Raw genomic sequence first — 14,279 nt, 5'->3', positions numbered from 1 at the left:
TGATGGTAATTCCAGGAGTTTGGTCAATCGTTTTTAGGGCATTTTCTAGGGTAGCGCGAGAGTCACCAAGGTTACTTCCTAGAGCGATCGCACTCGTTATCCGTTTTTCAGTTTCCAAATGATTGGATATGACCATTCTTGCTTCTCTAGTAGAGAGTACCAATAGATAGTCTACCAGGTCATCAGAGGCGATCGCCTTTCTTATTGGGATTTACATTCTTCTCTTTTTAAGCAAACCTAAACCACTCAAGAACAGCAGTCCTAAAACAACAGACGGTTCCGGAATCCTAGTCGGATCTGGCGTTGGAGTCGGAGTCGGTACTGGGATAGGATTCGGTGTTGGAGTTGGAGTTGAATTGGTAAATCCTACAAACTTCATTGGACCCTCATACCACAAATGCTGACTACTGCTAGCAAACATTCTCATAGTCCCAGACGAGCCAACACAGGAGAGTAAATCTGACGCACAATTGAGGCTGAGACGAAACAGACCCATCGAATATGTAGGATACGGACTCGACTTGTTCGCCTTCCAAGAAGAACCCATTGCTGTATGAAAATGCCACTGACCATTAGATTGAGTAATCACAGCAGTAGAAGGGGTTGAATGGAGACTACCATAATAAACAGAGTTCAGTGGCAATAAACACTGCCTCGTATCACACTTACCAGGTTTATTATTGCGGAAGTGACTGGCCAAATAGGGATCGAGAGAACCATTATGGTAATAAACTCGATGACTCTCACCTTTGAGAAAAGAATCTATCGGGTCTTTTGTTGGATCTTGATAAAGCTCAATACCCATAGGACCGACATAACTATTTCCAAAAGTAACATGGTCTCCAAACAAGAGATCAGCGCTGGTTTGACCATCTGGAGACTGAAAGTGTAACTGAAGGGACTGGACTGGAGATGCAGCCACACAGAGGCTTAAGCATCCACCTGTAAACATTAAAGCAGTGGTTTTGAGAGAATTCATCCTCTATACCCCCTGAGTTCAACAATAAAGGATACACGCGAGAAACGCCACATTCCTAAAATTCCGTACAATCAGTAAGGCGTTTTTCTCTAGCTTCTATGACCTATTGTCTTGGCATTATCACCTGTTCTGGTCTGGTGCTGGCGGCAGACTCGCGAACCAATGCTGGAGTGGATTATATTTCCACTTATCGTAAGTTATTTGATTTCTCCCTACCTGGAGAACGAGTGATTATCCTGTGTACTTCGGGGAACCTCTCTGTTACCCAAGCGGTAGTCTCTAGTTTGAAGAAAGATATTAAAGTGCAGCAGGATCTTAATTTGCATTCTCTACCAACTTTCCACGAAATTGCCCGCTATATCGGCAGTAAAACCCGGCAATTGCTCGAACAAGACCGAGCTTGGTTGGAAAAAGACGGTATTGATTACCATTGTAACTTTTTAGTGGGGGGACAAATTCAGGGGGAAGACCCAGAACTTTATCTGGTTTATACACAGGGTAATTCAATTCAAGCGACTCCAGAAACCCCGTTTTTACAAATTGGGGAAACTAAATATGGTAAACCGATTCTCGATCGCACGTTGAACTTTGACACCCCAGTAGAAGTTGCAGCGAAAGCAGCGATCTTATCCATCGATTCTACGATGAAATCGAATATTTCCGTAGGGCCACCTATCAATCTTGTAATGTACGAACGGGATAGTTTGGCGATCCGCCACCAGCTTGAACTTCCTCTGAGAGACCCTTATTTAGGCAGGCTTCGCAAAACCTGGGAAGTTGCTCTCAACCAGGCAGTTGAAAGTATTCCCAATATTGATTGGGAGTATTACGCCCAGGAAGACGATGGAGATTTAACCACAGATTAATCTAAAAATGCGATCGCCAAATCAAAGTCCATTTGACTGTGTACCTGAGAGCGGCGCAGGGTGCCAGAAACGGGAGCTGTATTTTGGGGAATGGCACTAGCCGCTACGGCAATATGGCCATTACTGACGGCTAGACCATGGGTGGGGTCATAGCCCCGCCATCCTGCTCCTGGAAGGTAGACTTCTGCCCAAGCATGCAGGTGGCGGTCTGTTGTATCGCGATCGCCTTCTTGATAGCCACTGACAAACCGTGCGGCTAAACCCATGGCGCGACAGGCTTCCATAAACAGAACAGCATAATCTCGACAAGTTCCCCCTTTTTGTTCCCAAGTTATTCCCGGAGGAAAAGGATCGCCCGTATCACGAATATAATAATCGCACCGTTCATAAATTTGCTGATTAATCGCACTCAGAAACGGGGTAACTTGATAGCGAACGCGATCTGCAATATCCATCGCCCAAGTATAAACCCTGGGATCGATTGGACTCGGCAGTGTTCTAGGGGCAAAATAGGGGGATAGCCGAGCCAGTAGACTAGACGGATAATCAATCGGAAATTGAACGGCCCAAGGCTCTAAGAGATAATTAAAGGGGTTGGTACAATGGGTTTCCACTTCTGAAGTCGCAGTAATCTTCAGTGCTTTGAGTTCCTGAGCATCAAACCAAATTTTTTCCAGAACATTGCCCTCTTCATCGAGGACAGAGGATTGACCCGTAGGGAGTGGATCGATCTCTAACTGAAAGTGATGCAGGGTTTGAGCGCCATCAGAGCGCGATCGCAACCGCAGCCAATGGGGACTCAGAGCCACAAATTCACTATAAGTATAATAAGTTGAGTGGATAATTTTATAGCGCATGTGTTTCTGTTGCCATCTTTAGTTAATTTAATGCACCGACTCTAAAGAGAAATAGGTTTGATAGAGTTGCTCGCCCACCAAATTTAACTGTTTTTGTAAATTATCCACAAATTCATGTAATCCCTGTTGAATAATCTCCTCAATGGTGATGTATTCCAACTCCGATCGCAGACGACCCAAGGCTCGTTCGGCCGAATCACTCCAGGTTGCCGGTGCTGTACCATTAATTCTATGGAGAGACTGCTCAGAGCGAAACAGACAAGAGCGTACTGCACGGGGGAAGTGGCGATCGAGCAATAAAAACTCTGCTACTCCCATAGGCGTAATTTGGTGACGGTGTATTTGTTTGCGATACATTTCATAAGCACTCGCAGATTTTAACAGGGCTATCCAATGAATTTCATCTAAAGTTGTGCCCACATCCTGAGCCGAAGGCAATAAAATAAAATACTTCACATCTAAAATTCGCGAAGTCTTATCTGCCCGTTCTAACAACCGGCCAATCAAGCCAAAATGCCAACCCTCATTATGGGACATCGTGGCATCCATCAATCCGGCAAACAAATGGCTACAGCGTTTAACTTCCGTATAAAAATCCGATAACTCCACCATTGAACCCTCCGGAGAAGTCTCCTTTACCATGTAATAAAATTCATTAATTTGCTGCCACATCTCCGAAGAAATCACCTCTCGAATCGATCGCGCATTCTCACGAGCCATCCACAAACAAGACAAAATCGAATTAGGGTTTTTCGCGTCAAACGTGAGAAAATGGCGGACATTCTCCTTCGTCGCTTCGCCATAGCGCTCCCAAAACACCTGGCGATCTCCCGTCGTAATCACCAACGGTTCCCACTGATGGACAACCCCAACCGGAGAATCCAAAATTAAGGTCAAATTAGCATCAATAAATCGAGCCGTATTTTCTGCCCGCTCTACATAACGATTGAGCCAATAGATTGAATCTGCGACACGACTTAACATAACTTAACTTCAAACAGTAATCAAAACCTAGCTCCCGTATTATCAGAATAATCGAGGTAAAAATCTGCTCATTCTAAACGGATCTTCAATCGGCGAATAGACTAATGCGCGAATAGCGACATATTCAGACTTCTTCAAGTCCCCACCTCCCCGTCTCTCCTCTTCCTCCTATCTCTCCCATCCAAATCACTTGTATAGCCAACGTAAATCACAAACTTTATGTGGGGGTTGTCACCCCACAGATGACCACAAGCAACCACAATAGGAACATAAGATGAGTTGAAGAGAAAAAACTATGTTATCTCCAACAGAAAAGCTATCTGATCGCATTTCCGAAATCTTTGGAGCAGTGGGTGCAACCGGTGTCGTTTCTTGTACCGATTATCATACCCTGCAACTCGCGTCTAGCTATTCTGAACTACAAGCCCATGAACGGAAATCGATTGACCGTTTATTGCGAGCTGTACAACGCGGTAAAATCGATTTAATCCCCACATCCCTAGCCGTTTAAAACGAACTTTTAATACAAAGAAATACTCAAATAGCGAGTCAGTTTCATAATAACTGACTCGCTATTGTCATAGAATTCTGATTTTAAAGATTAGAGTGCGGCCAGATAACCACCGGACACATATCCACCCGTGGTAAGTTTAGCCCACCCGGTATGGTCGAAGTATTCCACAAAAACCCGTTGTCCATTGGCGAGTCCACCAATAACAGGAAAGGATGTCCCCATTCCTGAACGGACATTTAAGCCGCCTGTAGCAACCACTCGATGAGTCCCACCACCTACGCCAGTATTAGCTTCCAGAGACGCAAAAGTTTGAGCGCCAGCCATTCCATCTACAGCTAGGCCCATGTCGTACTGATAACTGACGACTGCATCATAGGTAATACTACCATAGTAACCGGTTGATCCCACCGTATAGGGGAAGTAACCCGCACGTTTTAGCAAGTCTTGCAGATAAACAACATCATTACCTCTAGACCCATAACTTAGGTAGGCCATCGCGTTTTCTGCGACACTGATAATCGAGAGCGCTACACTTAGAGCTAAAACTCCTACAGCACTTTTTGCCAGAGATACATTAATTCCTTCAAAAGACCGTAATTGGGGAGCTGGGTTAGTATCTTCGTAGGCCAGTGAAGCATGAGTAAATGCAAGTGATTCAATCATAGGTTTTTTGCCATGAAAAACTCGTTACTGGAAGGATAAAGGATAACCCTGAGTTTGAGCAACTCATTTTTATCAATAATTCACGAAACTTAATGTATCGTTATTTTCATAACATCCCCCCTAGCCTAGCCCTCTAATCTCGTAAAACCCAGGTATCTTTACTGCCACCACCTTGAGAAGAATTGACCACTAGAGACCCCCGCTTGAGGGCCACTCTAGTTAAACCTCCAGGCATTACGGAAATATCTTTACCATAGAGAATATAGGGGCGCAAATCTACATGGCAGCCTTCGATACTCCCCTCTAATAGGGTAGGAACCCTAGATAAACAGAGGGTGGGTTGGGCAATATATTTACGGGGATTGGCCTTAATCCGTTGAGCAAACTCTTCCCGTTGGGCTGAAGTTGAATTCGGGCCGATCAACATGCCATAGCCGCCTGACTCATCGGCGGCTTTAACCACTAATTGTGGCAAATGGTTGAGCACATAGTCTTGTTGCTTTGGCTCCCAACATAGATAGGTGGGGACATTGGCTAAAATTGGCTCTTCGTCCAAATAATAGCGAATCATTTGGGGAACATAGGCATAAATTACCTTATCATCTGCGACTCCAGTTCCCAGGGCGTTGGCTAAAGCGACTCGTCCAGACTGATAAACTTCCATTAAACCGGGAACGCCTAACAAGGAATCGGGATTAAAGACCGTCGGATCGATAAAGCTATCATCAATGCGACGATAGACCACATCTACCCGTTGCAATCCCTTCGTGGTTCGCATTTGTAAGTAGCCATCAACAACGACTAAATCTCGGCCTTCGACTAACTCAACTCCCATTTGCTGGGCTAAAAATGAATGTTCAAAATAGGCTGAGTTATATATTCCTGGAGTTAAGAGGACTACGGTGGGGTTGGGAAGATGGCCAGGAGCTAGATGGAGTAAGGTATCGAGCAAACGGCTAGGATATCGATCGACCGGTTCAATATCCATCAAGGTAAAGATTTGAGGAAAGGTACTTTTCATCACTCGGCGATTTTCCAAGACATAGGAAACGCCAGAGGGACAACGCAAATTGTCTTCTAAAACGTACCATTGTCCTTCTTTGTCGCGCACCAAGTCGGTTCCAGTAATATGACACCAAACATCTTGGGGAGGTTTGAGACCCATACAGGGTTTGAGAAAACCGGTCGCTGAGTGAATTAATTCTTCGGGAATGACTTTATCCTTAACGATCTTTTGCTGGTCATAAATATCAGCAATAAATAAATTGAGGGCTTGAATTCGTTGTTTGAGTCCTTGCTCTAGGGTTTTCCACTCCTGAGATAAGACGACACGGGGAATGAGATCGAAGGGCAAAATCCGTTCAGTTCCTTCTTCTGCACCATAGACATTAAAGGTGACTCCCAGCTTAAACAGTCCAATCTGGGCCGCTTGTTGGCGTTGATGAAGGTGTTCGCGAGAAAGATGATTGAAATGGTCTATAAGGGGTTGACATTCGGGGCGGGGATTGCCATCGGGCCCGAAGAGTTCATCGTAGAAGTCCCCTGAATCGTAGGAATCAAAGTTCACACTAATGGGTAAAATGCGAGTGGGTTGAATACTTTTATGATATAGAGATGGAGTAGACTGGATTACTGTAACTCAGACTACAATTTTACAAAACTTTGAGTCAATCTACAGTTGCACTTGATCGGGGAGAATGTCAAAATTTGAGGGCCCTACTCTGTAGAGTCTGGGGTTGTGCAGTGGTGAGAGAGGATGTGAATTTTGTTGAAGGCCAATAAGGGAGGAATGGGAGTAGAAGCGATCGCGCGAGCGATAAGTCGCATTATCGCCAAATTTCTGGGAAACCGTCAATGGTTGCTACAAGCGAACTTACTTAAAAGTTTAGTTCACCGGGATTTAGCGGCTCGTTATCAGGGTTCAGTACTGGGGAATTTGTGGCCGTTGCTCAATCAGCTCTCGCAGTTGCTGATTTACACCTATGTGTTTTCAATTGTGCTGAAGGTGAAGCTCAATCTCCAGGGCATGGCGGCCAATAATCTCACGTTTGGGTTATGGTTATTTGCGGGACTGCTTCCCTGGACTGCGTTTATGACCGGTTTGCTTCAGTCCTCAAATGCGGTGATTGGTCAACCGAATTTAGTGAAAAAGGTGGTTTTTCCCCTAGGGCTATTGCCTCTTGTGCCTGTTCTGAGCGCCTTCATTGAAAGTTCTATGGGGTTAATTGCCCTGATTGTATTGAGCGGGTTGATTACGCAGACGCTACATCCGACGCTGTTATTGTTGCCTTTAGCATGGTTACCCCAATTGTTGCTTACGGCAGGTTTGGGCTATTTAGTCTCGGCATTAACCGTGTTTTTGCGCGATATTCCCCAAAGTTTAGCGGTGATTACCAATTTGTGGTTTTACATGACTCCAATTGTCTATCCGGTTACCATTATTCCCGAACCTTGGCGACAGTGGGTGTTTTGGCTCAATCCTTTGGCAGCGATTTCGGAAACCTACCGCGATTTGATTTTAGTGGGCCACATGCAACATTGGGGAGAATGGATGAGTGCTTTGGGCATTTCTCTGGTACTGTTGTCAGGGGGTTTGTGGGTCTATCGACGACTGCGCCCCGCGTTTGCCGATGTGATCTAGGGAAGGGATACCCATCTATTCCTGGGAGAGTGTCGGGTTGGTTGACGATCGCACTGAACTAAAGATATTGTAATTTTCATGAGTGAAATGGCGATTTCACTAAAAGGTGTTTCTAAGTCGTTTAAGCGATATGCCCATCCGGGCGATCGCCTCAAAGAGCTGTTGCTACCTGGAAAAACCAGGGGGCAAGAATTCTGGGCGCTGCATGATATTGATTTAGAAATTCCTCAAGGGCAAACCCTAGGCATTGTGGGGCGCAATGGTTCAGGGAAAAGTACCTTGCTACAAATTATTGCCGCTACCCTTACACCAAGCACAGGCGAGGTAGAGGTGAAGGGTCGGCTATCGGCTCTGTTGGAATTGGGCAGTGGATTTAATCCGGAATTTACCGGGCGGCAGAATGTCTTTTTTAATGGTCAGTTATTGGGGTTAACGAAGGACGAAATTAAAACTAAATTTGACTCGATTGTGTCCTTTGCAGATATCGGTGAATTCATTGAGCAACCGGTAAAAACATACTCTAGCGGAATGTTCGTGCGCTTGGCATTTGCGGTGGCAACCAGTGTCGAACCCGATATTTTGGTGGTCGATGAAGCTCTATCTGTGGGAGATGAAGCGTTCCAGCGCAAATGTTTTGCTCGGATTCAGGATATTCGCGATCGCGGCGGGACAGTGTTATTTGTATCTCATGCTGCTTCTTCGGTGGTCGAATTGTGCGATCGGGCTATCCTCATGGATAAAGGCGAAATCATCCTCAGCAATAAGCCGAAATTCGTCGTCTCCAAATATCAAGAACTGATTTATGCGCCCTCAGACAAAAGCCATATATTACGCGAAGAACTGAAAAAATCTCATCAACAGCAAACCCTTCCCACACCAGAAAAATCAGAAACCAATGGGCAATCTGCTCCCTCTAAAGACTTCCCTCATTCCCCATCCATACCCACATTAGGAGACTACTACGACCCCAATCTTAACCCCGAACATACCCTTTCCTACACCACCAGAGGCGCGGAAATTATTGACCCTCACATTGAGACCTTATCCGGTAGAATGGTCAATCATCTGATTCGCAGACAACCCTACATCTATACATTCAAAGTCCGCTTTTCCAAAATGGCTCAAAATGTGCGCTTTGGCATGTTAATTAAAACCATTAGCGGCTTAGAATTAGGTGGAGCCTCTGTCAGCCCTTCTTTTCATAAAATTTCTCACTTTGAACCTCATCAAGTGATTACCGTTCAGTTTTCCTTTGAATGCTTTCTTCATCCAGGAGTTTATTTCCTCAATGCCGGAGTTTCCGGAATGGTAGATGAAGAATTTATTTATCTCGCCCGTTGTATTGATGCGGCCATGTTTCGGGTTAATCCAGATGAAGCCGTTTGTGGCAATGGCACAGTCGATTTCAAGATTGACCCCAAGTTAACTTTTCAAAGCCAATGGACAGAACCTCCAGCCCATACACTGGAAGTTCTAGAGGATAATAGCTAGTTTTAAAAATCCCTACAACTCTGAGATCCCCCAACCCCCTGAAAAAGGTGGGAACTAGCGAAAATTGCCCTTTTTAAGGGAGATGTCGGGGGATTAGCAGTGCGCAATATAGTTCAACCTCATCAACCCTAGAACTATGAACAGAATAGTTGATCGCTCATCCCGATTCGATTTCATGAGATCCGTAGGAATTTCCATGATCTTACTGTACAATCTTCCTGATTATTGTTTCAAATCCTATCATTTCCACCTTTTCGGCACAACGGTTGATTTATCGCCGTTACACCATCTCAGTCTTCAATGTAGCTTAGGGTTATTAGTCTTTCTTGCTGGAAGTTTAATTAACCGACATCAATTAACCTTTCCGAATATCCAGACAGCCGGGAAATTTTTATTCAAAAAGCTGGCTAAACTCTTCCCACTTTATTACCTCTCCCTTGCCCTATTTTGTTATCTCTATAGCATGTTAGATTGGGGACAAATCTTGATTCACGTTTTGGGGTTACAATTAATCTTTTCTTCTGACAGGTATCCGCCTTTACCGACGTTATGGTATGTGGGATTAATTTTAGTTTATTATAGTCTCTTCTCACTGCTCAATATTGAGAAAATTCCAACTCTCTACAAAGCGACAATTCTGGGGGTAGTTCTCTTAACGCTCTTCCTCAGTGCCACTTATTTGAACATTACTGATATGCGGCTGATTTGCTATAGCTTACCCTTTATAGGGGGGATTTTAGTCGCCAAAAAGAATTGGTTTGAGAGTCGCATTTGGCGAAAAGTATTATCCTTAAATAAGGGACTATTTTTAGCTTTCTTGCCCCTGTGCTGGTTGTGGGAAAAGAAATATAGCCTAGGAATTGAACACAACACGATTTTACTCAATCTGTTGATGTTTTCCTTTGTGCTATTGATCTATCGCATTTCTGATGTCGTTTGTCAAAATTCGCGACTTAACCGATTATTCCACACCATAGCCTATTGCGCCTATGGGATGTTCCTCTTTCACCGTCCGATTTGGTTTGTTCTGGAGCAGATGATGCGATCGCTCTTTCTGGTGGAAAATGTCCATATCATTACTGCCGGTTTAGTCTTTCTCGGTATTCCCCTGATTATCGGAGTATCCTACGTTTTGCTCACTCTGTATGACCGCTATGGTATCACTGCTTGGTATCATCCTAAAACATTAATCAGTCAGTAATGAAACGCTATCTGTCTTTGATAGAAGTATAGCAAGCGATCGCCAAACAAAATCCCTGCGATCGCAAACACTTCGCCATTAAAATATTCGTAGCGTAGTGGTTGTTGGACTTCCCATTCCAAATATTCCTGTGGTGTTAAGCGGGGGACAACTCTGGCAGTACCTTGCGTCATGGCATATTATCCAAAAAATATGTTTATACATAAGTCCTATAAGAAATTAACATAAGATGCAATCGTCGGTTGTAGTATAAATTGGGCGACTTTATCATGGGTGTGTTTCTCAATAATTCCCCGTTTGATTAAAGAGTGTATCGCTTGCAAAAATTCAGCATCAGATAAGGCTAAGTCTGTAGGTTTGTGGAAAATATCAAGGGTTTCGTGACTGGCTAACCACTGGACTACTGTCATTTCCGAGGGGGATAACCGTTGATAATAGTCTTGCAGGATGGGTTCTAAGTCGCCCAGGAAGGGGTTAGGATAGGATAGGAAGCGATCGCAGCTACCGTTAAAGAAGTCCTGGATAGTAGAGGCAATAATATTGAGCCAGGAAGGATTACCTCCGTAACGTTGAATCAATTCTTCCCATCGTTCCTCATCCCTGAGTTGGTGGTTGCTCAAGATTTCCCGTGCTGCTGCTCCTAAACTTCCCAGTTGTAAGCTGAGACAATGGCTGTTTTCCCGCTCTAAGGTAGCGATTTCTGTGGGTTTTTCCCAGGAGAGGAGGAGGAAGCAACTGCGGTGGTGCGATCGGCTCATTTCTTTTAAGAGCTTACCATAACTTTCCTGTCCGGGTAAATAAGTCCCAGACAACTCACCCGGAGTGAACAGTTCTTGGAAGTCATCGAGAATAATCAGGGAACGAGAGGAACGCAAATAGTCGATCGGCTTTGCCGATTTCTGGGTTTCATCTTTGCCGATAAATTCTATGAGATCGGTTTCCAGAGATTGGCTCTCTAGGCTATTCATGCAGTTTTGCCAGATAACATAGTCAAATCGATCTTTAACTGCTTCTACCAATGCTCTCGCGAGAGTGGTTTTACCGATGCGAGGTAATCCCAAAATAGTGACAATCTTTATTTTTTCATCCAATACCCACTCTTTCAGAGTCGTTAGTTCAGTGCTGCGATTCTTTAGAGGATAGTATTCTGGTGCTTCTGTAAGATCGTGGCGCTGTTGTTGATTGATAGAGGAAGAAGGTGAGCGTTCTTTGGTCAGTTCTCCAGATGGCCAATTCTTTTCACAGATATTAATGTGATTTTGGTTAAAACTTTTCTCAAAATTATTGATTCTAGAATGAGCAATAGAATAGCGTTCCCATGTTGCGCGAAAGTTTTTCTTATTAACCTTTTCCCCCAACTCTTCCGAAATCAACTTCCATAAACTTCCCGCCACTATTTTCACATTCGCTTCGCCACAGTGAGAAGATTCCGCAATCTCTTTATATTTCTGATGCTTCCAAACCCCAGCTAATATCGCTCGTTGCAGACTACTTAACCTTGTGCCTGTTTGAGCCAACATCAACTCATCGGCCCATGCCAGGATTGCTTCCACATCCATTACTTATACCGATACGACTCCGTCGCTATCCTATCACTTTTTTAACCTTTTACGACTTTTTTCAACTTTAATTAACTTTTTTAGACTCACGGATAGAGAAAGAGTTGCTCAAACTATAGACTAAATTCACCTTTTTTTCAGTAGGCAAATCGGAAACAGTCTCCTATACTGTAAAGAATAATTCCCTAACTCAAGGGAGTTAACAGTTGGAGAACTTGTTCTTCAATGACAGTGGAGCCTAGTGTTTTTCAGTAAATGAGCTAATGAGTGAAAGGCTGGCCATAGATTCATCCATCAATTATGAAGCAAAATGGGTGGGAAAGAAAGGGGATGATGATTTCTCCTACAATGCCAAGAAAATATCGAGAATCGAGTTCAACAAAAGTGTGAGTGCAATCCCTCTAGCTGAACTTGGAGATGTTTCTCTACCCTTGATTGCTAAGACTAAAGCATCTATTCCCGGTAGTGGTCACGGAGATGCTAAAGTTGCTGAAACCACTTCATCTAATGTTAGAGTCCACTACTGGCTCGATCCCGGAACAAAGTTGACTTATAGCTTGAAAGTCTGGGTGATCGATTAAGCTAATATATCACAAACTATTCACTCAACTGACTCAGTATGTAAAAAAATACTGATTTATTTGACGATTCATAAAAGTAGGATTGAATTATGACAAAAGAGTGTGACTTTGAAAAATTTGACTTTGAAAAATTAGTTAGAGAGTCTTTAGACAAAGCGGTAAAAGAGCGTGGTCATGTCAACATCGTGATCGCTGGCGCTACTGGAGTTGGTAAAAGCACACTCATTAATGCAGTATTCCAGGGCAACTTTGCAGCTACTGGGTCAGGAGAGGCTAAAACTAAACACATAAGAGAAATTAAAAAAGAATGGATTCCGATTTCTATTTTTGATACTCGTGGACTTGAAATGAAGGCTTTTTCCGAGACTATAGAGAATTTATATTCATTGGTTAAGGAACGCAAGAAAAAAACCGATAGTAACCAACATATTCATGTTGCCTGGCTTTGCATTTCTGAAGATTCTCGTCGTGTTCAGGAAGCGGAAGAGGAACTGGTCAATATGTTGGCTAAAGATATGCCTGTCATTGCAGTAATTACAAAAGCAAGACAGGATAAAGCTCCTAATAATAAGGGACAAATTGAATCATTTCGTGCAAAAGTTCAGGAGAAACTTCCACTTACAAAAAACGTTATTCGTGTGCGCTCAATTCCAGAAGAACTAGATGATGGCAGTGTCCTTGAAGCTAAGGGACTGGATGAACTTGTAAGCTTGACGATGGAAGTTATTCCAGAAGGACATAAAAGAGCATTCGCGGCTGCTCAAAAAGCAGATATTGAGCTAAAAAAACGCGCATGTCATCTAATAGTGGCGGCAGCAGCACTAACAGCAGCAGGAATAGGTGCAATTCCTATCCCACTCTCGGATGCAGTGGGTATCGTACCCATTCAAATTGGCATGATTACTGGTATATCAGTAAATTTTGGTTTGTCTTTCAATGAAGGCTTTTATAGCTCAATTTTTAGCAGTCTTGTTACTGGAGTAGGTGGAACACTTACGGGACGAGCTATTGTAGGAGGACTGCTTAAGTTAGTTCCTGGCGGTCAGATTGCTGGAGGTCTAATAGCTGGAGGAACAGCAGCAACCCTTACTACATTAGTTGGAGAAACTTACATTGCTATTTTGGAAAGATTGTTTATCGAAAATAATGGTAATCCTCCGAATCCAGACGATGTTGTAAAAGCTGTTCGTGAGGAATCAAAGAATTTGATGCAGAAGAAAACGAATGAAGATCTGCAACCCAAATTTGACAATAAAATGGATGAAGACCTGCAACCTGAAGTTCATAATCCTTCCCAGTTAGCCGGGAAAGTTGAAGGTAAAGATGGCGAACAGGAGCAAGCTGTCAATAATCTGGTTCGGCTTGAGCCTGATGTGGCTAAGGTATTTCCCAATGAAAAATCCGTAAATAAAGCCTTACGGTCATTGATGAAAATCGCACAACGCCTGACCGACTAATCATTGATGGCAAAATGACCCCTCATGCTTAAATGGGGGGTATTTCTGAAGGGATCGGGATCGCGCAACAAATCGCCATAAACCCAGACATCTTCGTTACAATAACTGCAAAGCAGTCGATCCCAATAGTGAATATGACTCAATTACTCGAAGAGGCGATCGCCCAACTCAAACAATTACCAGAAGATCAGCAAGACGCGATCGCCGCTCGTCTGCTGGCTGAGATCCAAGACGAACTGAACTGGACAACTCGGTTTGAGGCTACCACAGATGAGCAGTGGGAGGCGATCGCCCAGAGCGTGAGGGAAGAAATCGCAGCAGGTGATACGACACCAATCTCTGGAACACCAGGATACAAACTGCTCCGTTTTGCTGGTTCAATTCCAGCCGAAGATCTACAAATCATGGCAGAAGCGATTCAGGAAGACTGTAATCGGATAGATATCGAGGAATGGTAGATATTTGCTCGATACCAATATTGTCAAG

15 protein-coding genes and 1 pseudogene are annotated in these 14,279 nt (G+C 43.8%); 8 read left to right on the top strand and 8 right to left on the bottom strand.

The window, feature by feature from the left end; genetic code table 11:
* A pseudogene (locus PN466_RS26485) lies at window positions 1-136 on the bottom strand (2-amino-4-hydroxy-6-hydroxymethyldihydropteridine diphosphokinase); the annotation flags it as partial.
* Window positions 137-211: 75 nt separating this feature from the next.
* Window positions 212-979 (bottom strand): PEP-CTERM sorting domain-containing protein, encoded by a 768-nt coding sequence (locus PN466_RS19365; RefSeq protein ID WP_271942630.1) that lies wholly within the window; start codon window positions 977-979, stop codon window positions 212-214.
* 98 nt (window positions 980-1,077) lie between these two features.
* Here PN466_RS19365 and PN466_RS19360 point away from each other — a divergent pair, with 98 nt between their 5' ends.
* A complete protein-coding gene (locus PN466_RS19360) occupies window positions 1,078-1,845 on the top strand; it encodes a proteasome-type protease (protein WP_271942627.1) in 768 nt (255 codons plus the stop codon).
* Here PN466_RS19360 and PN466_RS19355 read toward each other — a convergent pair.
* Entirely contained in the window at window positions 1,842-2,702 is an 861-nt protein-coding gene (locus PN466_RS19355) for a transglutaminase family protein (RefSeq protein WP_271942624.1), read from the bottom strand. The two genes, PN466_RS19360 and PN466_RS19355, sit on opposite strands and share 4 nt — an antisense overlap.
* Window positions 2,703-2,729: 27 nt before the next feature.
* Window positions 2,730-3,686, bottom strand: a complete 957-nt coding sequence (locus PN466_RS19350; RefSeq protein ID WP_271942621.1) for an alpha-E domain-containing protein — start codon at window positions 3,684-3,686, stop codon at window positions 2,730-2,732.
* 295 nt (window positions 3,687-3,981) lie between these two features.
* Between PN466_RS19350 and PN466_RS19345 the strand changes: the two genes are divergently transcribed.
* Window positions 3,982-4,197: a hypothetical protein gene (locus PN466_RS19345; RefSeq protein ID WP_271942619.1), complete on the top strand. Its 216-nt coding sequence runs from the start codon at window positions 3,982-3,984 to the stop codon at window positions 4,195-4,197.
* A 90-nt stretch (window positions 4,198-4,287) separates the two neighbouring features.
* On the opposite strand, the gene PN466_RS19340 is transcribed toward PN466_RS19345, so the two are convergent.
* Both PN466_RS19340 and PN466_RS19335 read right to left on the bottom strand, forming a co-directional pair.
* Complete coding sequence (locus tag PN466_RS19340) at window positions 4,288-4,863, bottom strand: peptidoglycan-binding protein (protein ID WP_271942616.1); 576 nt, start codon at window positions 4,861-4,863, stop codon at window positions 4,288-4,290.
* Between the two features lie 133 nt (window positions 4,864-4,996).
* Entirely contained in the window at window positions 4,997-6,430 is a 1,434-nt protein-coding gene (locus PN466_RS19335; RefSeq protein WP_271942612.1) for a circularly permuted type 2 ATP-grasp protein, read from the bottom strand.
* A 198-nt stretch (window positions 6,431-6,628) separates the two neighbouring features.
* Here PN466_RS19335 and PN466_RS19330 point away from each other — a divergent pair, with 198 nt between their 5' ends.
* The 3 genes from PN466_RS19330 (at window position 6,629) to PN466_RS19320 (ending at window position 10,196) form a co-directional block, all read left to right on the top strand.
* Window positions 6,629-7,504, top strand: a complete 876-nt coding sequence (locus tag PN466_RS19330; RefSeq protein ID WP_271942609.1) for an ABC transporter permease — start codon at window positions 6,629-6,631, stop codon at window positions 7,502-7,504.
* A 78-nt stretch (window positions 7,505-7,582) separates the two neighbouring features.
* The gene (locus tag PN466_RS19325) at window positions 7,583-8,995 is read left to right on the top strand and encodes an ABC transporter ATP-binding protein (RefSeq protein WP_271942606.1); all 1,413 of its coding nucleotides are present in this window, start codon (window positions 7,583-7,585) and stop codon (window positions 8,993-8,995) included.
* Window positions 8,996-9,131: 136 nt separating this feature from the next.
* Complete coding sequence (locus PN466_RS19320) at window positions 9,132-10,196, top strand: acyltransferase family protein (protein WP_390890038.1); 1,065 nt, start codon at window positions 9,132-9,134, stop codon at window positions 10,194-10,196.
* On the opposite strand, the gene PN466_RS19315 is transcribed toward PN466_RS19320, so the two are convergent.
* On the bottom strand, window positions 10,190-10,369 hold the full coding sequence (locus tag PN466_RS19315) for a hypothetical protein (RefSeq protein ID WP_271942645.1): 180 nt from the start codon (window positions 10,367-10,369) through the stop codon (window positions 10,190-10,192). The genes PN466_RS19320 and PN466_RS19315 overlap by 7 nt on opposite strands.
* A 36-nt stretch (window positions 10,370-10,405) precedes the next feature.
* Window positions 10,406-11,755, bottom strand: a complete 1,350-nt coding sequence (locus tag PN466_RS19310) for an NB-ARC domain-containing protein (RefSeq protein WP_271942601.1) — start codon at window positions 11,753-11,755, stop codon at window positions 10,406-10,408.
* Window positions 11,756-12,018: 263 nt separating this feature from the next.
* On the opposite strand from PN466_RS19310, the gene PN466_RS19305 reads away from it, so the two are divergent.
* The 3 genes from PN466_RS19305 to PN466_RS26045 all read left to right on the top strand — a co-directional run bounded on the left by PN466_RS19305 (window position 12,019) and on the right by PN466_RS26045 (window position 14,251).
* The gene (locus tag PN466_RS19305) at window positions 12,019-12,336 is read left to right on the top strand and encodes a hypothetical protein (protein ID WP_271942599.1); all 318 of its coding nucleotides are present in this window, start codon (window positions 12,019-12,021) and stop codon (window positions 12,334-12,336) included.
* An 89-nt stretch (window positions 12,337-12,425) separates the two neighbouring features.
* Entirely contained in the window at window positions 12,426-13,793 is a 1,368-nt protein-coding gene (locus PN466_RS19300; protein WP_271942596.1) for a YcjF family protein, read from the top strand.
* Between the two features lie 134 nt (window positions 13,794-13,927).
* A complete protein-coding gene (locus PN466_RS26045) occupies window positions 13,928-14,251 on the top strand; it encodes a hypothetical protein (protein ID WP_271942593.1) in 324 nt (107 codons plus the stop codon).
* Window positions 14,252-14,279: the final 28 nt, after the last annotated feature.

This window comes from Roseofilum reptotaenium CS-1145 (assembly GCF_028330985.1).
Taxonomy (GTDB): domain Bacteria; phylum Cyanobacteriota; class Cyanobacteriia; order Cyanobacteriales; family Desertifilaceae; genus Roseofilum; species Roseofilum reptotaenium.
The sequence above is the reverse complement of the archived record's forward strand: the minus strand, read 5'-3'. Positions and strand labels throughout refer to the sequence as shown.